The 22,293-nt window shown below is 61.1% G+C and carries 22 protein-coding genes and 2 tRNA genes; 16 read left to right on the top strand and 8 right to left on the bottom strand.

What is annotated here, in order from left to right; translation table 11 throughout:
• Positions 1-94 precede the first annotated feature (94 nt).
• The 4 genes from uvrA (at position 95) to V9F06_06005 (ending at position 5,404) form a co-directional block, all read left to right on the top strand.
• Positions 95-2,974 (top strand): excinuclease ABC subunit UvrA, encoded by a 2,880-nt coding sequence (gene uvrA, locus V9F06_06020; protein ID MEI2617191.1) that lies wholly within the window; start codon positions 95-97, stop codon positions 2,972-2,974.
• A 171-nt stretch (positions 2,975-3,145) separates the two neighbouring features.
• Positions 3,146-3,733 (top strand): HNH endonuclease, encoded by a 588-nt coding sequence (locus V9F06_06015; GenBank protein ID MEI2617190.1) that lies wholly within the window; start codon positions 3,146-3,148, stop codon positions 3,731-3,733.
• 270 nt (positions 3,734-4,003) lie between these two features.
• The gene (serS, locus tag V9F06_06010; protein ID MEI2617189.1) at positions 4,004-5,275 is read left to right on the top strand and encodes a serine--tRNA ligase; all 1,272 of its coding nucleotides are present in this window, start codon (positions 4,004-4,006) and stop codon (positions 5,273-5,275) included.
• Between the two features lie 45 nt (positions 5,276-5,320).
• Positions 5,321-5,404 (top strand) — tRNA-Ser (locus V9F06_06005).
• A 60-nt stretch (positions 5,405-5,464) separates the two neighbouring features.
• On the opposite strand, the gene V9F06_06000 is transcribed toward V9F06_06005, so the two are convergent.
• The 6 genes from V9F06_06000 to V9F06_05975 form a co-directional block, all read right to left on the bottom strand.
• On the bottom strand, positions 5,465-5,707 hold the full coding sequence (locus V9F06_06000; GenBank protein MEI2617188.1) for a DUF2249 domain-containing protein: 243 nt from the start codon (positions 5,705-5,707) through the stop codon (positions 5,465-5,467).
• On the bottom strand, positions 5,688-7,070 hold the full coding sequence (locus V9F06_05995; protein MEI2617187.1) for a hypothetical protein: 1,383 nt from the start codon (positions 7,068-7,070) through the stop codon (positions 5,688-5,690). Before V9F06_05995 ends, V9F06_06000 begins: the two co-directional genes overlap by 20 nt.
• Positions 7,067-7,954, bottom strand: a complete 888-nt coding sequence (locus tag V9F06_05990) for a DUF2249 domain-containing protein (GenBank protein ID MEI2617186.1) — start codon at positions 7,952-7,954, stop codon at positions 7,067-7,069. The genes V9F06_05995 and V9F06_05990 overlap by 4 nt, the downstream gene beginning before the upstream one ends.
• Positions 7,954-8,268 (bottom strand): metal-sulfur cluster assembly factor, encoded by a 315-nt coding sequence (locus tag V9F06_05985; GenBank protein MEI2617185.1) that lies wholly within the window; start codon positions 8,266-8,268, stop codon positions 7,954-7,956. The genes V9F06_05990 and V9F06_05985 overlap by 1 nt, the downstream gene beginning before the upstream one ends.
• A 23-nt stretch (positions 8,269-8,291) precedes the next feature.
• Positions 8,292-8,525, bottom strand: a complete 234-nt coding sequence (locus V9F06_05980; protein MEI2617184.1) for a DUF1858 domain-containing protein — start codon at positions 8,523-8,525, stop codon at positions 8,292-8,294.
• Between the two features lie 94 nt (positions 8,526-8,619).
• A complete protein-coding gene (locus V9F06_05975; GenBank protein ID MEI2617183.1) occupies positions 8,620-9,360 on the bottom strand; it encodes a Crp/Fnr family transcriptional regulator in 741 nt (246 codons plus the stop codon).
• A gap of 203 nt (positions 9,361-9,563) precedes the next feature.
• Here V9F06_05975 and V9F06_05970 point away from each other — a divergent pair.
• A tRNA-Ser gene (locus V9F06_05970) sits at positions 9,564-9,653 on the top strand.
• 94 nt (positions 9,654-9,747) lie between these two features.
• Complete coding sequence (locus V9F06_05965; GenBank protein MEI2617182.1) at positions 9,748-10,188, top strand: CoA-binding protein; 441 nt, start codon at positions 9,748-9,750, stop codon at positions 10,186-10,188.
• A 44-nt stretch (positions 10,189-10,232) separates the two neighbouring features.
• Here V9F06_05965 and V9F06_05960 read toward each other — a convergent pair whose 3' ends face one another.
• The gene (locus V9F06_05960) at positions 10,233-11,732 is read right to left on the bottom strand and encodes an aldehyde dehydrogenase family protein (protein ID MEI2617181.1); all 1,500 of its coding nucleotides are present in this window, start codon (positions 11,730-11,732) and stop codon (positions 10,233-10,235) included.
• 223 nt (positions 11,733-11,955) lie between these two features.
• Here V9F06_05960 and V9F06_05955 point away from each other — a divergent pair, with 223 nt between their 5' ends.
• Complete coding sequence (locus V9F06_05955; protein MEI2617180.1) at positions 11,956-12,120, top strand: hypothetical protein; 165 nt, start codon at positions 11,956-11,958, stop codon at positions 12,118-12,120.
• A 96-nt stretch (positions 12,121-12,216) separates the two neighbouring features.
• On the top strand, positions 12,217-13,263 hold the full coding sequence (locus V9F06_05950; protein ID MEI2617179.1) for a prephenate dehydrogenase: 1,047 nt from the start codon (positions 12,217-12,219) through the stop codon (positions 13,261-13,263).
• A 4-nt stretch (positions 13,264-13,267) separates the two neighbouring features.
• On the opposite strand, the gene V9F06_05945 is transcribed toward V9F06_05950, so the two are convergent.
• A complete protein-coding gene (locus tag V9F06_05945) occupies positions 13,268-13,837 on the bottom strand; it encodes a hypothetical protein (GenBank protein ID MEI2617178.1) in 570 nt (189 codons plus the stop codon).
• Positions 13,838-14,040: 203 nt separating this feature from the next.
• On the opposite strand from V9F06_05945, the gene V9F06_05940 reads away from it, so the two are divergent.
• The 8 genes from V9F06_05940 (at position 14,041) to accB (ending at position 22,292) form a co-directional block, all read left to right on the top strand.
• Positions 14,041-14,466 (top strand): hypothetical protein, encoded by a 426-nt coding sequence (locus tag V9F06_05940; GenBank protein ID MEI2617177.1) that lies wholly within the window; start codon positions 14,041-14,043, stop codon positions 14,464-14,466.
• Between the two features lie 178 nt (positions 14,467-14,644).
• The gene (gene uvrB / locus V9F06_05935) at positions 14,645-16,639 is read left to right on the top strand and encodes an excinuclease ABC subunit UvrB (GenBank protein MEI2617176.1); all 1,995 of its coding nucleotides are present in this window, start codon (positions 14,645-14,647) and stop codon (positions 16,637-16,639) included.
• 87 nt (positions 16,640-16,726) lie between these two features.
• Positions 16,727-17,977 carry a hypothetical protein gene (locus tag V9F06_05930; GenBank protein ID MEI2617175.1) on the top strand — a complete coding sequence of 417 codons (1,251 nt, stop codon included), beginning with the start codon at positions 16,727-16,729 and terminating at the stop codon, positions 17,975-17,977.
• Complete coding sequence (locus tag V9F06_05925; GenBank protein MEI2617174.1) at positions 17,974-19,623, top strand: glycosyl hydrolase family 18 protein; 1,650 nt, start codon at positions 17,974-17,976, stop codon at positions 19,621-19,623. Before V9F06_05930 ends, V9F06_05925 begins: the two co-directional genes overlap by 4 nt.
• Positions 19,620-20,099 carry a type II 3-dehydroquinate dehydratase gene (gene aroQ / locus V9F06_05920; protein ID MEI2617173.1) on the top strand — a complete coding sequence of 160 codons (480 nt, stop codon included), beginning with the start codon at positions 19,620-19,622 and terminating at the stop codon, positions 20,097-20,099. The genes V9F06_05925 and aroQ overlap by 4 nt, the downstream gene beginning before the upstream one ends.
• Complete coding sequence (locus V9F06_05915; protein ID MEI2617172.1) at positions 20,092-21,204, top strand: Xaa-Pro peptidase family protein; 1,113 nt, start codon at positions 20,092-20,094, stop codon at positions 21,202-21,204. The genes aroQ and V9F06_05915 overlap by 8 nt, the downstream gene beginning before the upstream one ends.
• A gap of 17 nt (positions 21,205-21,221) precedes the next feature.
• Positions 21,222-21,782 (top strand): elongation factor P, encoded by a 561-nt coding sequence (efp, locus tag V9F06_05910; protein ID MEI2617171.1) that lies wholly within the window; start codon positions 21,222-21,224, stop codon positions 21,780-21,782.
• 12 nt (positions 21,783-21,794) lie between these two features.
• The gene (gene accB, locus V9F06_05905) at positions 21,795-22,292 is read left to right on the top strand and encodes an acetyl-CoA carboxylase biotin carboxyl carrier protein (GenBank protein MEI2617170.1); all 498 of its coding nucleotides are present in this window, start codon (positions 21,795-21,797) and stop codon (positions 22,290-22,292) included.
• Position 22,293: the final 1 nt, after the last annotated feature.

The following is a 22,293-nucleotide window of genomic DNA, read 5'->3' as shown; positions in this document are numbered from 1 at the left end:
GCTGCTACAATTCGGGAATACGAATGAATGTTCTACGCACGATCGATAGTGCCAGTCAACAGCCGACCACCCGCGCAGCGACACCGGAGTCCAGATGCCGATAGATAAGATCGTCGTTCGAGGCGCCCGCGAGCACAATCTGAAGAACATAGACGTTGAGATCCCTCGGGACAAGCTGGTCGTTCTGACCGGCCTTTCCGGCTCGGGGAAGTCATCGCTCGCGTTCGACACTATCTACGCCGAAGGACAGCGTCGATATGTCGAGTCACTATCGGCCTATGCCCGGCAGTTCCTCGGGCAAATGGAGAAGCCAGATGTCGACCAGATCGACGGCCTCTCCCCAGCAATCTCGATCGACCAGAAGGGCGCAAGCCGTAATCCTCGCTCGACCGTCGGGACCGTCACTGAGATCTACGACCACCTGCGGCTACTGTACGCGCGTATCGGTCACCCCCATTGTCCGAAGTGCGGGCGCGAGATCAGCCAGCAGTCTGTTCAACAGATGGCGGAGACGATCCTCGCTCTTCCAGAAGGTTCGCGCATCCTCGTCCTTGGTCCAGTGATCCGCGATCGCAAAGGCGAGCACCAGAACGTCCTCGACCAGATCCGGAAGGGTGGGTTCGTTCGCGTCCGCGTCGATGGCGAGATACGCGAACTGGACGAGACGATCCCGATGGCCAAGTACAAGAAGCACACGATCGAGGTGGTAGTCGACCGCCTTGTCGTGCGCCACGAGTCGGATGAGGATCTGCACGCGCTGCGCATTCGCCTGATCGATTCCCTTGAGACGGCACTGCGGCTCGGCAACGGCAATGTCACGATTCAGATCATCGATGGACAGGAACTGCCGTTCTCGGAGCATTTCGCCTGCCCGGTCTGTGGTGTCTCGATCGGTGACATCGAGCCGCGCTCGTTCTCGTTCAACAGCCCACATGGAGCCTGCCCGACCTGCACAGGGCTCGGCATTGCGATGGAATTCGACGAGGATCTCGTAGTCTCGGATCCGGACCTGACGCTGGCCGATGGCGCCATCTCGCCCTGGTCACGACCGGGACGCGATGCGAACGCCTGGTATGAAGCGATGGTTGCGGCCCTTGCCGAGACGCAGGATATCCCGATGGACATCCCGTTCCGCGACCTCACCCCCGAACAGCGCAAGCTCGTCCTCCACGGGGACGGCCACCCAACGCTGACGGTGCGTTACACGGCACGCAGTGGCCGGCGCAGACAGTACACCGTCAAGTACGAGGGCGTGATCCCCTACCTCGAGCGGCGGTTACGGCAGACGACATCCGATTACATCCGGCAGGACATGGAGCAGTACATGGCGTCGCGCCCATGTCCGACCTGTAAGGGCGCGCGCCTCCGGCCCGAAGTCATTGCGGTCACAGTGGATGGTCACTCGATCGTCGACATCGCCCGGAACTCGATCCAGCAATCGCTCGATTTTGTCCAGCGCCTGCAGTCCGGCGCGCTCTCTGACCGGGAGATGCTCATCGCCCGACAGGTGCTCAAGGAGATTCGCGAACGGCTCGGGTTTCTGGTTGATGTTGGCCTCGACTATCTCACCCTGGACCGTGCGGCCGCGAGTCTCTCCGGTGGCGAGGCGCAGCGAATCCGGCTCGCAACACAGATCGGCAGCCGGCTCATGGGCGTGATGTATGTGCTGGACGAGCCGTCGATCGGTCTGCATCATCGTGATAACGCGCGTTTGATCCATACGTTGACCCAACTCCGCGATATCGGCAACACGCTGCTGGTCGTCGAGCACGATGAGGAGACGATGCGAGCGGCGGACTGGATCATCGACATCGGCCCCGGCGCCGGCGAACACGGTGGGCACATAGTCGCTGAGGGTACGTTCGACGACATCATCGCCGACTTGAGCTCGATCACTGGCGACTACCTGAGTGGCCGGCGGGTGATTCCTGTCCCGACGACACGGCGCGCCGGCAACGGAGCCCGACTCGTGCTGGCCGGGGCGAGAGCGAACAATCTGAAGAATGTCACCGCTGAGTTCCCGCTAGGGACGTTCATCTGCGTAACCGGCGTTTCGGGTTCTGGCAAGAGCACACTGATCAGTGACACGCTCTATCGTCGGCTTGCCCAGATTCTCTATCGCGCGCACGATCGACCCGGCGCGTTCGACCGGCTCGACGGGGTTGAGCACATCGACAAAGTCATCGACATCGACCAGAGCCCGATCGGTCGCACGCCACGCTCCAACCCGGCCACCTACACTGGCGTGTTTACCCACATTCGCGAGCTGTTCGCGGCGATGCCCGAGGCGAAGACACGCGGCTACAAGGCCGGCCGCTTTTCGTTCAACGTCAAGGGCGGGCGCTGCGAGGCGTGCTCCGGGGATGGAATCGTCAAGATCGAGATGCAGTTCCTTCCCGACGTCTATGTTCCGTGCGAGGTCTGCCATGGGAAGCGATACAATCGCGAGGCGCTCGAGATCGAATACAAGGGCAAGAGCATTGCCGATGTGCTCGACATGACTGTCGAGGAATCGCTGGAGTTTTTCGAGAATATCCCAAAGGTCCGCAACAAGATGCAGACCCTCTTCGATGTCGGCCTCGGGTATATCCATCTCGGCCAGCCGGCCACGCAGCTCTCCGGCGGCGAAGCGCAGCGAGTGAAGCTTGCAACCGAGCTATCCCGGCGGGCGACTGGCAAGACGCTCTATATCCTCGACGAACCAACGACCGGCCTCCACTTTGCTGACATCGAGCGGCTACTCGGTGTGCTCCAGCGCCTTGCTGACGCGGGAAACACGATCCTGGTGATCGAGCACAATCTCGATGTCATCAAGTCGGCAGACTGGATCATCGACCTTGGCCCCGAAGGCGGCCATCGCGGTGGAGAGATCATCGCCGCTGGCACGCCGGAAGCGATCGCCGAGGTCGAGGCGTCATACACTGGCCAGGCGCTACGGGTGCTGCATGCGGAGCCAGCGCTCGCAGCCGACTGAATCCGGGAGTGTGAAGAATTGGGCCGCCGGAAGTGTCCGGACGCTGCGTCCGTATAGCCTGTAGACGCTTGCGCGATGGCTGCTGGCGTTGCTATGATCACGGAGTGCGAATTCGTCCCCTGGGCCTGTATGCACGCTCCGTGCGAGAGCGGCCTGGAAGCACATCGACTGATGAATCAACCCACGGAGCCTCTCCAACCGATCGCCACACGGCAGATGGTTCTGGTTCTCAATCAGAACTATGAACCCTTGAACGTCTGCAACATGCGCCGCGCAATCGGCCTGATCATCCACGACAAGGCTGAGGTGCTCGATGTCTACCAGGTTCGTATCATCACTGCGTCGAGCACGATCGAAGCGCCGTCCGTGATCAGGCTGAGTCATCTCATTCGCCGGCCACATCCACGAGTGAAGTTAACTCGGCGGGAAATCTTCATTCGTGACAACTACACCTGCCAGTACTGCGGCAGCCGCACCGCTGACCTGACCATCGACCACATCATCCCTCGTTCCCGTGGCGGCGTGCACAGTTGGGAGAATCTGGTGTCGGCTTGCCGCAGTTGCAACCACCGCAAGGGGGGGAAGTTGCTGACCGACTCGAAGATGCGGTTGTCGCGCCTTCCGTTCGAGCCGAAGGCCGGCCGGTACTACACGATTCAGCGCCGAATGAGCGCGGTAGTGTCGGATTCGTGGCTGAGGTTCATTCCGGACTTTGAATCAATCGCGATCGGCCATCTCCACAGTCGTGCAAGCGATTGAGCAGCCAGCAACCCATTCGGGTCGGCTGCTCGGGACGTCCTACATCGTGGGGCGTCTTTCGTTGTCACCTCGAAACTGATGAGAGGCGATATGTCACAATGATTCATCAGCGGTCGAACGAAGTGGTCTCAGGCCAACCAGCCGGTGACCATGCTGCATTCATCAATCGTGTCGCATACCCGCGATCTGGCACTCGTGGCGGGCTGGCCTGCAGTCGCGCGAGGCGCAGAACACGATGACTTTCGACGCCACGCGAAACGGAGACAACAGATGTTGGACATACGGCTGATCCGGGAGAGGCCCGACTACGTTAAGGAACAGATCGCGAAGCTGCAGACGACTGCGCCGATTGACGAGATTCTGGCGATCGACGAACAGCGCCGCGCAACCCTCACCGAGGTCGAGGGCATGCGAGCGCAACTCAACGAGGGCTCGCGCAAGACCGGCAAGGTGCCGGCCGGCGCAGAGCGCGACGCGCATATCGCCGAAATGCGCCGGCTGGGTGACGAGATCGCCGAGTTGAACAACAAGGTCAACGCCCTCGACGCTGAGCAGCAGCACCTCCAGTTACTGGTCCCAAATCTACCCGGCCCAGAGGTGCCAGTTGGCAAGGATGAGACAGATAACGTCATCACCAGCACCTGGGGAACACCCCGCACGTTCGACTTCCAGCCGCGACCGCACTGGGAAATCGGTGAGCAGTTGGGGATCATCGACTTCGAGCGAGGAGTGAAGGTATCAGGATCGCGCTTCAACTTCCTCCGCGGTGATGGCGCGCGCCTCCAGCGGGCACTGATCACCTGGATGCTCGACCTGCACCGCGAGCAAGGCTACGAGGAGGTCTACCCGCCCTACCTCGTCCGGCGCGAGGCGATGGTCGGCACCGGCAACCTGCCGAAGTTCGCCGATACCCTCTTCCGCGACGAGGCCGAGGATCTCTGGATGATCCCGACCGCCGAGGTCCCGGTGACGAACATGTACCGGGACGAGATTCTCGACGGCTCGCAACTGCCGATCAATCACACCGCCTACTCGGCCTGCTTCCGTAACGAGAAGGCGAGCGCCGGCCGCGACGTCCGTGGCATCAAGCGGCTCTTCCAGTTCGACAAGGTCGAGCTGGTGAAGTTCGTCCGACCGGAGGACTCGTCCGAGGAGCACATGCGCCTCATCCACGACGCCGCCGAGACGCTCGAGCGGCTGGAACTCCCGTATCGCACGCTGGAGATCTGCACCGGCGACCTCTCATTCGTGGCCTCGCGAAAGATTGATCTTGAGGCCTGGGCGCCGGGAGTCGATGAATGGCTCGAGGTGTCGTCGTGCTCGAACTTCCGCGACTTCCAGGCGCGGCGATCGAACATTCGGTTCCGGCCCGACGAGGGTCAACGCCCGCAGTTCGTCCATACTCTGAACGGCTCGGGGCTCGGTATGCCGCGCACCATGATCGCAGTCATCGAGAACTACCAGAACGAGGATGGCTCGATCACCATCCCGACGGTGCTACGACCCTATCTCGGTGGCCAGCAGCAGATCGGGCCGGTGTAGAATCACCATGGCGCACGCGCGACACTGATTGCGCTGGCGCCATCTGGAGAGGTGGCCGAGTGGTTTAAGGCGGCTGTCTTGAAAACAGTTGGGTGATGAGCCCCGGGGGTTCGAATCCCTCCCTCTCCGCCGATACAACAACGCCCCGGCCATTGTGGCCGGGGCGTTGTGCTGCAGCACCGATGTTCGCTACTGCTTCGTCATCCTGACCTGCCAGACTTCAGGACCCTCTTCGAGGTACTCCCAGCCAATCGCGCCAGGACGCTCGGCCATCAACTGATAGTAGAGCGGCTTGGGATCGTGGTCATTGATCAGCCGCAGCGTTTCTCCCGCGGCAAGGCCATCGATCTTCGAGAAGATCAGCGGATGACGCTCACGTGGCACCATGCCACGGACATCGATCGTAACGGTCTCACTCGCCTGTGCCGACATGCACAGCCCTTTCTCCTACAGCGTCCCGCCGAGCCCGGCGAAATCGCCCCAATACGCGCGTCGACATTCCGGATTGCCAGTGGCTGGCGATCCGCACAACGTTCCCCAGGAAACAGCCAAGTCCGACGGTGGCAAGCACGCCACCGATAGTGGCCATCGCTGGTTCCTGCCAGAGCAGACTGGCAATCGTCGCCAGCAGCGCCGAGAGCCAGGCGACCCACCCGATACGGGCGAGCCTGAGGCTATAGAGCTCCTCCAGCCGTGGCACTCTCATTCGGCCGGCGACCGGCGCATACCGATTAAGCCAGACAAGGAACGTTGCGATCTTATAGAAGAAGCCCTGGATGGCGCTGATCGCCAATCCGGCCAGGGCAAGCCATACGGAGGCGACCCAGAGTCCGGACGTCGGTCCAGCCTCCCGGACCATCCCGATCGTGAGCGCTGTCGCCGCCACGACACCCATCGACGCGGCGGTCAGCGCGAACGGGATATGGACATCGATCACCTTGCGCCGGCGGGATTGGTACAGATGGGCGAGTTGAACGGTGAAGAGAATCTGGCCGGCAAGAATAATCGCAGCTGCAACCACCAGAATTGCGCGTTCTCGGTAGAGCAGCAACGCGCCTGCCAGAAGCCACCCGCCAGCCACGGTGCAGCCAAGCTCGGCCCATGCAACCCGGTGCCAAAGCCGATCCTCGGTCAGCGTGAACATCCCGACTAACCGATATGCGACGCCAAACAGAAGAGGTGCGATCCAGCAGACGATCATGAGCGTTGCGTGGGCCGCTAGCAGCGATAGCCCCGAACCTTCGAGAAAGCCGGTCGTTTTGTTGAGCGCCAGCAAGAGGCCGGCCAGCACGCCAAGCGGCAACCCAGTCAGCGCCGCGACGACATGCCAGCGGACGACTCCACGTTCCGGCGCTTCCGCAAGCGTGCCCCAGACGATCGCTGCGTACATGACAAGCGCAGTAAACGTGAGTGCCCCGCCAACTGTGAGACCGGGCTGCCATGTTGTAACGAGTGATGGCAGGAACAGCAAAATCCCTGTGAGATAGACCCAGAACGAAAATCGCGCCAGCCGCGGGACGGCCAACGGCTGCTGGAGCACAACCGGGACGAGCTGGTAGCTGGCGCCGACGATCAGCGGAGCGATGATTCCCAATGTGTTGAGGTGAACGAATGCGAGTAGCTTCGGTGTATAGAACGATTTCAGCAGTAATGGGTAGGCCCACGGACCGATCGCCGCGGACACCAGTATCCCGATCATGGCCAGCACCATGAAACGCGCCGGAATGTCGAGATCGGGAGCGTTCGCCGAACTGATCCCACCGCCCATCCGTGGCGGCGCGGCCGGTGGCTTCACTCCGCTGCCTCACCAAATGGCGGCTTCTGGATGAGCACCTCGATACGATCTTGCGCCAGCTCGTGCGTGTCGTGACGATATCCCATTGCGTCGAGTTGCGGGTACAGGTGCATCGGCCGGCGAACATGCTGAACCAGCAGCGACGAACCGTCTGGCAGTGACTCAAGCGCCTCGAGGATCTTAATCATCGGCTCGGGTGGCACCAGCTCGCTCACGTCGATCGTAACGACTGCGTCTGGACGCGACCAATCCGTGTCAGCCGGTTGAGGTTGCGCGGGAGCGGCCTTCTCCTTCGGCACGGGAGCGCGTGATTCACCCGAGTTGAAGAACCAGATGCGCCAGTCATCTGCCGCATCCATCGACGTCCAGTGCTCGAAGCCGCGCATAGCCAGCACGTCGTACAAGGGGACCGGCTCAAACGTGTTTCGTAGCAAGAACATAGAACCCTCTGGCGTGTCGCGCGCGGCGCCCATAATCGCGCCGAACGGCTCCTCGCCGCGATCCTGAAACGAACGAACGTCCAGCTCGAGCGCCATATCGGCGGCGTCAAGCCAGGCCGGTCGTTCCCCGGGGACACGTTCAGCCGGCTGGCTAGCCGAGACCGTGGCCGGCGAGACAGCGTCGCTATCGACTGCGGCATTGAGCCGTTGGACGAGCGCATCTGGCTCGAGTCCAGCGATCTGGGCGGCCTGCGCGACCGTGACCAGGCGTGATTGAACCCGACGTAGGGCCGGGTTTCGCAGCTTGCTGAAGGCAGGAGCTGTGTCGATCAGCACCTCGAGAAGTTGCGGATAGACGCGAAGCACCTCGCTGATCTTCCAGTCCGCGTCGATTGTCTCGTCCCCGGCCTGGCCGCGTGACCGGCGTCGCTGAATGAGCGCCATCACCACCACCCCAATTCGCGCTTGCCGTCTTCCGTGATCATGTCTGGCGACCACGGGGGCGACCAGACCAGATTTACATCCACTGTCGCTACACCCGGAATGTGGGTACGGACGGCCCAGTCGACCGCCTCGGTCAGAACGTCGTGAAGTGGGCAGCCGGGAGTCGTCAGCGTCATCGTGACAATAACGCCGTTGTCGACGATCTCGACGCCGTAAACCAGACCGAGATCGATGACATTGATCCCGAGCTCGGGGTCATACACTTCCTTGAGAATCGTGAGGATCATGTCCTCGTCCATCAGCGCGGACAGCACGCTCTCCTCCTGACCCAATCCCGTCAAAGCGCGGTCGGTGACGGATCATCCGTCCGAATCGCCTCGATGAGCTCCTCGAGCAGTCTCTCCACGGGCTCGCCGTAAATCCGGCAAGCGTCGCCGATACTCTCGAATCGCGCCAGATCACACCCGAAGCACAACATCCTGTGGCGAAGGAACACCGGCACCGTTTGTGGATACCTGGTCACTAGATCATCGAGGTTGGTGTCAGTAGAGATGATCTCTTCAACCATCATGGCTTGTCCTTGCCATCGACGCCGTCCGGCACGCTTCACCAACATATGCCAGACGTAGAAGAGCGCGTCTTTGCGCCAGCGCAAAGACGCCGGGTCAATTGGTGGTGTCGGCGATATCTTCAGCGATTGCGACAAGATCATGAGGGCGGAGGATGATGACACGCTCACGCGCGGCGATCAGAATGCCTTGTCGATCCCACGCGCTCAGCACGCGACTTGCGGTACTGAGCGTTGTTCCACAGAGGTCAGCAATCGCCTGACGCGAGAGAGTGACGTCGATCTCGATGCCGACGGCCGTGCGCGTCCCCGTGCGGTTTGCCAGCCGGAGCAACATCCGGGCAATGCGCCGCTCGACGCGCTCGGTCTGCAATTCCTGGATGCGTGATTCAGCGTCACGAAGTCGAGACCCGAGCTCTCTGATTACCGAGATCGCAAAATCGGGGAATTCTCGAATCAGCGATTGGAATTCAATCGCCGGCAACACGAGAACGACCGAGGTTTCCGCAGCCATCGTCGTCGCCGGGTAGTTGTCGACACCCCAACCACCTGCGCCACCGAACATCTCGCCCGGCCGGATCAAACGGAGGATGACCTCACGTCCATCATCGGTTTCGCGAATGACACGCACCTCGCCCTCGGCAAGCACGTGAACCGCATCGGCGGGTTGTCCTTCAACGAAGATGATCGAACCACGTTCGATCGATCGAACGCGACTACGTCCCGCAATCGACAGGAGTGTCTCTTCCGAGAGTTCGTCAAAAGGACGGACGCCTCCCAGCAACGCTGCGCGGCGTTCAACCCCCCAGCCCGTCTGTCGCGCGGGCGATCCACTCAACTGCCGTTCCTCCAGCCTGCCAGCCACCGCTGCTTCGAGCGGCCCTATGATCTTCGGTTATACACGCATCCGATCCAGATCGGCAGCATGGGTCTCGGAAACGGTTGACCGGCCTCTGCTATACTTGCGCCCGGCATTCAGCGTCGAACACATGGTGTTATTGACCCATGTCGATGCACTTTCTGCGCTGAACTGCCCTGTAAGGGAAGGTGCCAGAGTGGTCGAATGGGGCCGCCTGCTAAGCGGTTGTGGGCCTTATAAGTCCACCGAGGGTTCGAATCCCTCCCTTCCCGCATGATGAAACGGTCGGGCGGAATGCCCGGCCGTTCTTATTGTTTCGAAGAGAAGAGCGATGCCGTTTGCAACCGGCGCGCGATGGGAGGACTCATGGCAGAGCAACGGCCAATGCGCGGAATCATCGACGAGGCCATCAACCACAAGATCTGGGCTATTGTCGGCGCATCTGAGAACACCGAGAAGTTCGGAAACCGAATCTACCGAAACCTGAAGCAGGCCGGCTACACCGTGTACGGTGTGAACCCCAATGCCGAAAGCGTCGATGGCGACCCAATCTACCCGACGCTGAAGGATCTGCCGGAGAAGCCCGATGTCGTCGATGTCGTCGTCCCGTCATGGGTTGGACGACGAGTCGCAATCGAGGCCGCCGAGCTTGGAATCCCGATCTTCTGGCTGCAACCGGGCGCCGAGAGCGAAGAGCTGATCGCCTATGCGACGGAGCTCGGCCTGCAGGTCATCCATCATCACTGCGCGATGGTTGAGAAGAAGGTCTGGCCCGGCGGCGTCCACGTTTCCGCGCACGAGGCATGAAGAACGGGGCCGGCTAGCCGGCCCCGCGTCGATCTCTATTGTGTCTAGGATGCGTCAGCGCTGGGAACCTCGTCGATCTGCGCGCGCTGCAGCCGGCCGCTGTAGTCGACGTAGATCGCCTGCCATTCGGTCACGACATCCATCGCTGCCTGGCCGGCCTCACGATGACCGTTACCGGTCGCCTTGGTGCCGCCAAACGGCAACTGAATTTCCGCGCCAATCGTGCCGGCATTGATGTAGCAAATGCCGGTGTAGAGCTCTTGCATCGCATGGAACGCGCGGTTCACGTCCTGCGTGTAGATCGAGGCTGAGAGGCCGTACTTCACGTTGTTGGCCACCCGGATGGCCTCGTCCAGACCGTCGACCGGGATCACTGCCGTCACCGGCCCGAAGATCTCCTCCTGGGCAATCCGCATGTCCGGCTTGACGTTACCGAAGACAGTCGGCTGGTGGAAGTGACCCTTCGAGAGGTCATCCCAGTCGGCGATTCGGCCGCCGACGGCCAGTTCAGCGCCCTCTTCCTTGCCGATGACGATGTAGGACTGAATCCGTTCGAGCTGCGACTTACTGACGACTGGCCCAATATCGGTCGATGCGTCCAGACCGTCCCCGAGCCGCATCGCCTCTGCGCGGTCCGCGATCTTCTGGGTAACCTCGTCCGCAACCTTGCGGTCCGCAATCACCCGACTGGCGGCAGTGCATCGTTGGCCGGAGGTGCCAAACGCGCTCCAGACGATGCCTTCAACGGCCAGGTCGACGTCGGCGTCATCCATGACGATGATCGCGTTCTTGCCACCCAGCTCGAGCGACACGCGCTTGAGCGACCTTGCCGCCTCGACGTTGATATGCGTGCCTGTTTCGTTCGACCCGGTAAATGAGATCAAAGCGACATCAGGGTGCTCCAGCAGAACCTCGCCCGCCTCCTGGCCGCTGCCGATCACGAGGTTCAGCACCCCCTTCGGAAGGCCAGCTTCCTCGAAGATCTCGACCAGCCGCACCGCCATCCGGGGCGTGTAGGACGCGGGCTTCAGGACAACGGTGTTCCCAGCGACGAGAGCGGGCATGATCTTCCAGGTCGGGATCGCCATTGGGAAGTTCCAGGGCGTGATCGCAGCGACGACCCCGAGCGGCTTCCGGACAGACATCGCCCACTTGTTTGGCAGCTCGGCCGGCACGGTCTGACCGAACATCCGTCGTCCTTCGCCGCCCATGTAGAACGCCATGTCGATGCCCTCCTGGACATCACCCTTGGCCTCGGTGAGAACCTTCCCCATCTCTTCGGTCATCTCGCGGCCGAGCTGTTCCTTGCGGTCCATCATCAGCTGACCAACTCGATACAGGATCTCACCGCGTTTCGGCGCGGGATATCGCCTCCACGTGTCGAACGCAGCGTTAGCCGCCTCGACAGCTGCGACCACGTCGTCGCGCCCGCTCTTCGGAAAGCTGCCGATCATCGCTCCAGTCGCCGGGTTCGCGCGCTCAATCGCGCCGCCGCCCTTCGCATCGACCCACCGGCCATTGATGTAGTTCCGGAAATCAGTCATCTCGTTTGTCCTTTTCTCGCAGCGCGGCGCGCCGACGCACCTCGCGCTTACGCGCGAGCAACGTAGGCCAGTGTAGCAAACGAGTCACGAATGCTTCGCTCGTCACTGCTATCCTTTCGGCCACGAACCCGAACGAGCCGCGGAATGCCAACTGGCAGAGCTATTCTCCAGAGACGATGGCGCAGCAATGACCAGAAGCGGATCTTCACGACGCGAAAGTGCGGTGGCGGCCACCCTTGCCATCGCCATCGTCATTCTGATCGTGACGTTCATCGTGCTGTTCATTCGTATCGACCCGTTGCTGAGCGACTTCACGACATCCGGCACGATCACCCCTCCGGCTGGCTCCCCGACGATCGTTCCCGCTACTCCGTCACCGACACCATGAGTTTCGCCAGAGCATTGGGGGTGGTTTGCTATACTTTTCGCGCCACAGTGAGCCCTTAATTACCCGGCGCCCCATCGACAGCTTGAAGGGAACACCATGCAAAAGGTGACGATTATTGGTCTCGGATTAATCGGTTCGTCGATCGGCCTCGGTTTGAGCCGCTGGGCGACGAAGGACGGTAACCGTTCGGCAGTTCTTTCAATCACGGGTTTTGACCTCGACCTCGAGCACCAGAATTACAGTAAGAAGCTCAAGGCCGTCGATAACACCGAATGGGACCTGACGCGCGCCGTCCAGGGCGCCGATCTCATTGTGCTAGCCGTGCCGCCGCTGACGGTTCGGGGAGTGATGGAGTCGATCGCCCCGCATCTGAAGGACGGCGCAGTCGTCACCGACACGACCTCGACCAAGGCAGAGGTCATGGATTGGGCGAGAACGACGCTGCCGGAGAACGTCAGCTTCATCGGGGGCCATCCGATGGCGGGCAAGACCCAGAGCGTCGAGGGCGCAGACGCTGCTCTGTTCAAGGACGCGACCTGGTGTGTTGTGCCGAGTGTCCAGGCCGACGAGACCGCGGTTCAGACAGTCCTCGGTATGGTCAATGCTCTCGGCGCCGAGCCGCTCTTCATCGACGCCATCGAGCACGATGCGTACGTCGCGGGGATCAGCCACCTGCCGTTCCTGCTCTCTGTCGCGCTCATGCGGTCGGTCAGCCGCGACACCGGCTGGCGGGACATGAAGCACCTCAGCGCCGGAGGGTTCCGGGATGCGTCCCGCCTCGCGGCCGGCAGCCCGGAGATGCACCGCGATATCTGCGCAACGAACCGTGGCGCGATCTTGCGCTGGCTTGACACTGCTATTGAAGAGCTGGAACACGAACGGTCTCTGATTGCAGCGGCAACGGACGAGACCGATGAGACACTGCTCGCACACTTCACCGAAGCTCGGGACGCCAGGGCCGACTGGGCAACAACCGAGCGTCGCGAGGGCCAACTCGTGCAACAGACGCAGGACGAGATGACACGCGCGTCGATGAGCGATCAGATGTCCCAGATGCTATTCGGCGGGATGTTCCGTCGGAAGCCGCGAGTAGATTCGCCAGGCGACCGTCAGAAGCCTGCTCCGCGAAAAGACCGCGAATAGAGGCTCAGGGCACGAGCGACCATTCCGACGGTAGATCGTAGTAGTACAGCATCCGGGTGGGCCGGCCACCCTCCCGAATACGGCCCCGATCTCGGCGCAGAATTTCGGCATAACTATTCTGTACCTGCACGATTCGTTTGAAACGCAGGTTGAACACGATCGTTCCAGTATGACCCGGCTGGGTGCTCGCCCGCCGGGTCACATCGTTGAACACTCGAAAAGGGGGCCACTCAATCGGCGGCTGGCTAGCAAAGACCGCCTCGATCTGGCTGGTATTTTCTCGAGAATTGTGCTCGTCGAAGATCGCGAGGCCGTCCAGAACATTCCGAGAAAACTGATCGTCGTATCGCACGCTGAGATCGAGCAAGTCGTCGAGGGTTGCCGCGCCGCGCGCGCATGCAGCCACAAGCATCTTCATCACATGGGCGGGGCCGAGGAAGCTCACGGTCCCATTGTCATCGGCAACGGTATATCGAATCATCGTCTCATCCAGTGTCAAGGCATCGTGAGGTAGTCGCCGGCGGCCAATCGCTTCGAGCGGCCGGCACAGGAGCTGAACGTCGAAGTCTACCATCGGTCAAAGACCGAGCCGCGGAGTTCGCGAAACACGCCATTCGCGATGCCGCGAGTGTCGTACACTAACGAGCCATCGCCGTGCTTTCGCGCGTAGGCTATTCTGAGCTACTGCCACCCGCCGTTCCGGTCAGAATCTCGCGGATTCGCGTGGAGCCCTCGCTCTCCCATCCATGCCCACACCGCATCGCGGAGGAGGCCGCCATGCCTGACAAGAAGTACACGAGGGTCGAGGAAGAGATTATTGAGATCCTCGACCAGATGGAGAACGACGCGCCGAAGCCCAGGTATCCCCACCTGCGGGTCGTCCATCCGACGTCGTCTGGCCCAACCCGTCGGCGATTCCAACTACCGAGCCTGTCTCGGGTATCCCCCAGCATGAACCTGGGTCTCGTCGTCGTCTTCGCGTTCGTCGCGCTGATGTCGAGTGGCATCATCCAGGTTATCGCGACTGTGCTGTCGCTTGGGTGTCTGATCATCTTGTTCTTCAGGCGTGGCCGGCCTAGCGCCACTGCCAGCTCGATCGATGGGCCCAGGACCTGGAGAGGACGAGATATCAGCTTCACACCGGATGACGGAAGCTCGATGGGCGGGCGACTCCGGGACTGGATCCATCGCGTGCGCCGCTGAGGTGGAGATGCATCGGAGGTAGCCGTACGCTGAATTCACCCGTCAGATCGGGATTCATGCCGGCGTCGGATGCCCGCATCCGCACGGGAACACGTCCGGGGTATGGCATAATTCGACGGTTCCTGCCGGCCAGCCTCGGGGCCGGCTTCTTCATCCCTCCAGAATGGAGCGACGTCTGATGCCAGCATTTCGCATCGTCTCCGATCTGCAGCCAACTGGCGACCAGCCACAAGCCATCGACGAGCTTGCCCGCGGAGTTGAGGCGGGAATGGCTCAGCAGACGCTGCTCGGAGTCACCGGCTCTGGCAAGACATTCACGATGGCAAACGTGATCCAGCGCGTCCAGAAGCCGACGCTCGTCCTTGCTCATAACAAGACCCTCGCAGCCCAGCTCTACAGCGAGTTCAAGGAGTTCTTCCCCGACAACGCAGTCGAATACTTCGTTTCCTACTACGACTACTATCAACCAGAGGCGTATATCGCGAGATCTGACACCTACATCGAAAAGGACGCCCAGATCAACGATGAGATCGACAAGCTTCGCCACGCCGCCACACGGGCGTTGCGGTCGCGAAGCGATGTGATCATCGTCGCCTCGGTGTCTTGCATCTACGGTCTTGGTTCACCGTCGGACTATGAGGAGCAGGTCGTCAGCCTCAAACGCGGCCAGGCGGTCCGCCGCGATCGGGTTCTGCGCCACCTCATCGACGTGCAGTACGACCGCAATGACATGACACTCGTCCGTGGCACGTTCCGCGTCCGCGGTGACACGCTGGAGATCTATCCGGTCTACGACGAGCTTGCCGTCCGGGTTGAGTTCTTCGGGGACGAGATCGACCGTATCGTTGAGCTGGATCCACTGACCGGCGAAATCCTGGCCGAACGCGACGAGGCCGACATCTACCCGGCCAAGCATTTCGTGACGACTGACGAAAAGCTGAAGGTCGCGATCGTCGATATCGTTGACGAGCTCCATCATCGGCTCACCGAGCTCAATCGTGAGGGCAAGATCCTTGAGGCCGCGCGCCTCAGCCAGCGGACGATGTACGACGTCGAGATGCTTCAGCAGGCCGGCTATTGCGCGGGGGTCGAGAATTATTCGATGCACCTCGGCCGGCGACAGCCGGGCCAGAAGCCCTGGACGCTGCTGGACTACTTCCCCGCCGACTTCCTGCTCTTTGTCGACGAATCACATATCTCCCTCCCGCAGGTGCGGGGTATGTACCACGGCGATAAGGCGCGGAAGGATGTGCTGATCGAGCATGGCTTCCGGCTCCCCTCTGCCCGCGATAACCGACCGTTGACCTTCGATGAGTTCCTCGAGAACGTCCACCAGATCGTTCATGTGTCAGCAACGCCGGGGCCGTTCGAGATGGAACACTCGGAGCAGATCGTCGAGCAGATCATTCGTCCTACTGGGCTCGTCGATCCGCAGATCTCCGTGCGTCCTACCAAGGGACAGATCGACGACCTGATACACGAGATCAACGAGCGCGTCGCCCGCGGCGAGCGCATCCTGGTAACAACACTCACCAAGAAAATGGCGGAGGACCTGTCCGACTATCTCAAGGAGATGGGCATTCGAACCCACTATCTGCATTCGGAAATCGAGACGCTGGAGCGCATCGAGATTCTCCGCGACCTGCGGCTAGGCATCTATGACGTCGTCGTCGGAATCAACCTGCTTCGCGAGGGTCTGGATCTACCCGAAGTCTCCCTCGTTGCCATCCTGGATGCGGACAAGGAAGGGTATCTGCGGTCCTACGGCTCGCTCATCCAGACAACCGGACGCGCCGCCCGACACGTCGAGGGCATGGCAATCATGTATGCCGATACGATCACGCAGTCGATGCGCCGCGCAATTGAGGAGACGTATCGTCGACGTGAGAGGCAGATGGCCCACAACGAATCGCATGGCATCACCCCGCGATCGATCGTGAAGGAGATTCGCGATCTGACCGACCGCGTGAGGATGGCGGCGGAAGACACGACACCTTACGACGCCGATGCTCCCGATGGTGAAGTCGCAATGATTCCGCCAGATGAGCTGGCGCGACTGATCGGCGATCTCGAACGACAGATGAAAACCGCAGCCAAGGCGCTCGAGTACGAACGGGCGGCTCTCCTACGCGATCAGATTGTCCATCTGCGCCGCATCCAGGAAGTGGTGTAGGCTTTCGAATCGCGTCCAGTCTGACTCTCTCGAGGCATGTATGCCGGGAGAGCACCCGCGAGGGCGGGTGGGAAAGGAAAGATCGGGTTGCGAGATCGCCGCACGTATGACGCCCGCCGGCAAGAGCCGGGCCGGGCGACCCGCGACGCGTCGCAACGTAATGCGTTGATCGCTATTCTCTTCTTTGTCGCGGCCTTCACATTCGTTGGCGTCATGTTGTTGACCGGGCGAGGCAACGACGCGCCATCTCAGGCATCGGATCCATCGACGTCGGCGTCGCTCCGCCAGATCGGCGGCAGCCCGACCGCGTCGCTGAACCCGACGACTCCCCAGGTAGCCATCGCTGGCGCCACGTCGACGGCGAAGGTGGGGACACCAGCCTCGAACGACCAGAGCGCGAAACCAACCGACACGGCATCACCTGACCCGACCGAAGAAACCGCCGAACCGACTCAGGAACCGGCAACGGAGCCTTCGGCGCCCGAACCAACGGTGGTTCCGCTTATCGGCGACTTTGGCGCATTGCCGCCGGCCCAGATCGTCAGTGGCGGACTATCCCGGCGGCTCTCACTGACGTACGTCCTTGACAAGTCGTCCGTCTCCGCGCCGGAGACCGGAACGGTCTTCAAGTTCATCTGGCCTGACTACACTGTCGATGACGTATCGGCAATGGCCGCGCAGCTCGGCGTATCCGGAGAGGTTCAAAGCTCCGGGAACGGCGCATTCCATGTATCTGGTTCTGGCAAATCGCTGTCGGTCCGGTCGCGCGTCATCCAGTACAGTGACTCCTCGACAGCCTCGGCGGCGCTGGCCAATGACGCAACCTTGATCGCGGCAGCGGAAAGCTGGCTATCGTCGAGTGGATTGGTCAGCTCTGGTGTTGGCGGAGGACACATCATCGGAAGAAACGACGGCTCGGACCTGGCGGTCGTCCTCGTACAGCCATCCAACCCTGCGCCTCTGCTGGCGGCGTCCCCATCCGCGGCGATAACCGTCACCGGAAACGGCGTAGTCCGGGAAGCGAACATCCAATGGCCCGCGGATTACATCGCATCCGAATACGGCATGCGCTCGCTTTCCGAAGTCTGGAACCAGGTTCTCGCCGGACATGGGGCGATTGAAGCTGACATGAGCGGTGTTCCCGGCTCGGGCGCTGTCACCGCGACGTTCACCGTCGAAAGCATCGGGATTGCCTATTCGGTTGGCGCAGGTAACAACGGCGAATTCCTGATGCCGATCATGGTGTTCAACGGCACGGCAGTGTCAGATGACGGGACGGCGTTCCCGATGTGGGTATATATCTCGGCCGTTCAAGGTGAGACGGCGACGGCAGGATGAAGCTGAAGCGCCGAACGAGAGACCGACTTGCCGCAGTCATCGCGACTGTCCTCCTGCTCGGAATCGCCGCCAGTCTGGTCGCCACGAGCCGTGACCAAAACGTCGCGAGAGCGCGCGATGTCACGAAATGGGCATATTACGTCGGAAACGACCCGACATCCCGAGCATCGCTCGAGCAGAACATCGAGCAGATCGATGTCGTGTCGCCGTATTTCTATCATCTGACTCCCAACGGCTCGATCAAGGATTTCTCGGAGCCGGCCGTGACCGCGTTCGTGCAGGCGCACGGCAAGAAGATCGTGCCGCTCATTCAGAACGAGGCTCGTTGGGACGAGTTCTCCAAGCAGATTGACACGGCGGGCAAGCGTGACGCGATCGTCGCCGCGCTCGCCGACGTCGTTGCCACAAATGGGTACGACGGCATTCACATCGACTTCGAGGCGCTCAATCAGACTGATCGGGATGCGCTAACCGATTTCATGCGCCGGCTGAACTTGTCATTCAAACCACGCGGCTGGATCGTGAGCCAGGCCGTCATCGCTAGAACAAGCGATGCCCCCTCAGTGTGGGGTGGTGTCTACGACTACAAGGCGCTGGCGGCCGTCAATGACTACGTCGCGATCATGGCCTATGACTGGGGATACGCAGGCCGGCCTGACCCGGCGCCCGTCGCGCCGATCTGGTGGGTTCGAGATGTTGTGACCTATGCGAAGAAGCAAATGCCGGACAATCGGATTCTGCTCGGGATTCCGTTCTACGGCTATGACTGGAATACGACCAAGGGGCCACCCGCCAAATCAGTCAGCTTCCCGCGAGCCTCCCAGATCGCTTTACGAGACGGCGCGGAAAGTGGCTACGACAACAAGCAGGAAGCACCCTGGATTCGGTATCGTGACGACAGCGGCGACGAGCACATGGTCTGGTACGAGAACGCAGCCAGCTTCGAGGCGAAGATCAATCTCGTGCTCGACAAAGAAATTGCCGGGTTTGCAACATGGCGGCTCGGCCACGAGGATCCAGCCAGTTGGTATGTCGTCAACAGCCTGGCAACCCCGGCCGCCCGTATCTCGCCATTCCCCGATACCGCCAATCGCATCTATTTCTCAGAGACCGGGCACAGCCTCGCCTACGGGTTCCTCGCCTATTGGCGAGAGAACGGCGGGCTGGCCCGGTTTGGCTATCCAAAGACGGAAGAATTCACCGAGTACGATCCGCTTGTTGGCAAGCGCTACTCCGTGCAGTATTTCGAGCGCGCGCGATTTGAGTATCACCCGGAGTTCGCCGGCACCGAGTTCGAGGTGTTGCTCGGACACATGGGTCGCTGGGCGCTTGCGCGGCGGGATATCGACCCCTGGGCGTCCGCTACCGTGGCAAAGCCGGGGCTAACGTATTTTCCGGAGACTGGCCATAACATGGGCGCCGAGTTTGTTTCCTACTGGCGGAGTAATGGCGGGCTGATGTCGTTTGGCTTTCCAATCAGCGAGACCATGCGCGAGCGAAATCCTGAGGACGGCAAGACATATGTCGTCCAGTATTTCGAGCGTGCCAGATTCGAGTATCACCCGGAATACGCCGGCACAAAGGACGAAGTGTTGCTGGGGCTGCTTGGCAACGAGATGTTACGTCAACGAGGATGGGTTCGATGAGCGACTCGATCGTCCGACGCCGGCTCATCCTGGTTCTACATGGGCCTAACCTCAATCTCCTTGGCCGGCGCGAACCGGGAATCTATGGCTCGACGACCCTCGATGAGATCGACCAACGCCTGACGGATCTCGCAAGCGCCCGCGGATTCGAGATCGTCATCAGTCAGTCAAATTATGAAGGCGCGCTGGTGGATCAGATTCAACGGTATGGATGGGTTGCCTCTGGTATTATCATCAACCCGGGTGCGCTGACGCATTACAGTATTGCGCTGCGAGACGCGATCGCGGCGGTTCCCTCCCCGGCTATCGAGGTGCATCTGTCGAATATCGCCGCGCGCGAGCCGTTCCGGCATCATTCAGTGATCTCGGCCGTCGCGGGTGGGACGATTGCCGGATTGGGCTCCGCTGGCTACGAGCTATCGCTTCGCTACCTGATGGATGCTATCGACGCAGAGGGAGAACCAACGGATGAATGACGCCAGCCATCGGATCGACGCGGTGCGAGAAGAGCTCGCGAACCGCGGACTCGACGGGATACTGATCACCCATCCGTCAAACAGGGTTTACCTGACCGGATTCACCGGGGAAGACACCGCGCCGAATGAGTCCTCCGGTCACCTCCTTGTGACCCCTGGTGAGGCTGTGCTCGTCACCGGCTCGGTGAACGTGACCCAGGCTCAGGCTCAGGCGCCCCACGTCCGGGTCGTCCAGCGTGAGGGTGGCTGGTCTCGCGCCGACGCCGAAGTCATCCAGAACTCCGGCGCCAGACGCATTGGTTATGAAAGCCAGGCAATGCTTGAGGGCGTTTTTCGCGGAATCAGCGAGCAGCTCTCTGCGGCGACCCACGACGTAGAGTGGATCGAGGCGGACGGATTAGTCGAGGCGTATCGGGCAGTGAAGTCCGCGGGAGAGATCGAGCTGCTGCGCAAGGCGTTCGAGATCACCAACGAAGCGTTTGACCGCGTTGCGTCGACGATCAAGGCTGGACAAACCGAGCACGAAATCGCCTGGAAGATCCATGTTGCGTTCGTCGAGCTGGGTGCCGAAGGTCCGTCGTTCCCTACTATCGTCGCCGCCGGAACCAACGCCGCGCGTCCACATCACGAGCCCGGGAACCGTGTCATCCGCGATGGCGAGCCAATTGTCATCGACATGGGAGCACGGTACATGGGTTACTGTGCTGATCTAACCCGGACGGTCTGGGTGGGTGAACCGAACGAGCGACTTCGGGAGGTCTACCCGATCGTTGCGCGTGCGGTAGAGGAAGTGATCGAACGCATCCATGTCGGGATGACGGGCAAGGAGATGGATGCGGCAGCTCGCGATTACATCGCTAGCCGAGGGTTCGGCGATGCATTCAGCCATGGTCTCGGCCATGGAGTCGGAGTGCGCGTCCACGAGGCGCCGTCGGCCAGCCGCGATTCAACCGACACCCTGCGGGCCGGCAACGTCATCACCATCGAACCAGGAGTCTATCTGCCCGAATGGGGCGGCGTCCGCGTCGAGGACGTTGTGCTCCTTACCGAAGACGGGGTCGAGGTCCTGACCTCGGCGTCGAAGATGGCGATCCCAGATCGCTAGTCAGGAGATCGACCACGATGATCGATACCGGTGACCTCCGCAAGGGACTCATCATCGAGCACGACGGAACATTGCAGCGAATCATCGATTACCAACACGTGAAGCAGGGTCGTGGCAGCGCGTTCGTCCGGCTGACGATGCGGAATCTGCGGACGGGCTCTACGACGCAGCAGACATTTCAGGCGGGGAGCCGCTTCCCACTCGTCCGTCTCGAGCGGCAACGTGTGCAATATCTGTATCTGGAAGACGACACGTACATCTTCATGGATCTCGACAGCTTCGAGCAGCTCTCGCTCACAAAGGAAACGCTGGGCGACGCAGTCAACTATCTCAAGGAACAGGACACGATCGATCTTATGACGTACCAGGAAGAGGCAATCGACATCGAGATGCCGATCACCGTCGAGCTGGTCGTCACTCAGACCGATCCGGGATTTCGTGGGGATACCGCAACGGGCGGCAACAAGCCAGCCACCCTCGAGACCGGCGTCGTTGTGAATGTTCCACTCTTTATTAACGAGGGCGATACACTGAAGATTGACACCCGCACCGGCGAGTATCTCGAACGCGTCACGTAGGAGAGCAGCTGCATGAACGATGACAGCGAGACTCAACACAACGGCCATGATGAAACGTTGGGTTCAGATGACTTGGCAACTCTCGTCCAGTCACTCATCGGAATGATGCGATCCGGCAATATCCAGCGGCTCGATCTCGATTACCGAGACCTGCGTCTCAAGTTGCGAGCGGGACAGGTGAAAAGCGCGAGAGTGCCGGGCAATCTCACGCAGCAGATTGTCGATATCTCCCACGCTGAACACATGCAGCCGAACCCGGATGAGCACCACACGATCACCGCGCCGATGATCGGGACGTTCTACGTCGCGTCTGCTCCCAACGAGCCGCCCTTCGTCCAGTCAGGCGACAGGGTTGAGGAGGGCCAGACGATCGGGATCATCGAGGCGATGAAGATCATGAATGAGATCGCCGCTGATCGGGCGGGAACGGTCATCGAGGTCATAGCGGGCAACGCGCAGGCAGTTGAATACGGGAGTCCTCTCGTTAAGATCCGTCCCGACGGCGTCTGAG

The organism is Thermomicrobiales bacterium, from assembly GCA_037045155.1.
In the GTDB taxonomy this organism is placed as follows: Bacteria; Chloroflexota; Chloroflexia; order Thermomicrobiales; family CFX8; genus JAMLIA01.
The sequence above is the reverse complement of the archived record's forward strand: the minus strand, read 5'-3'. Positions and strand labels throughout refer to the sequence as shown.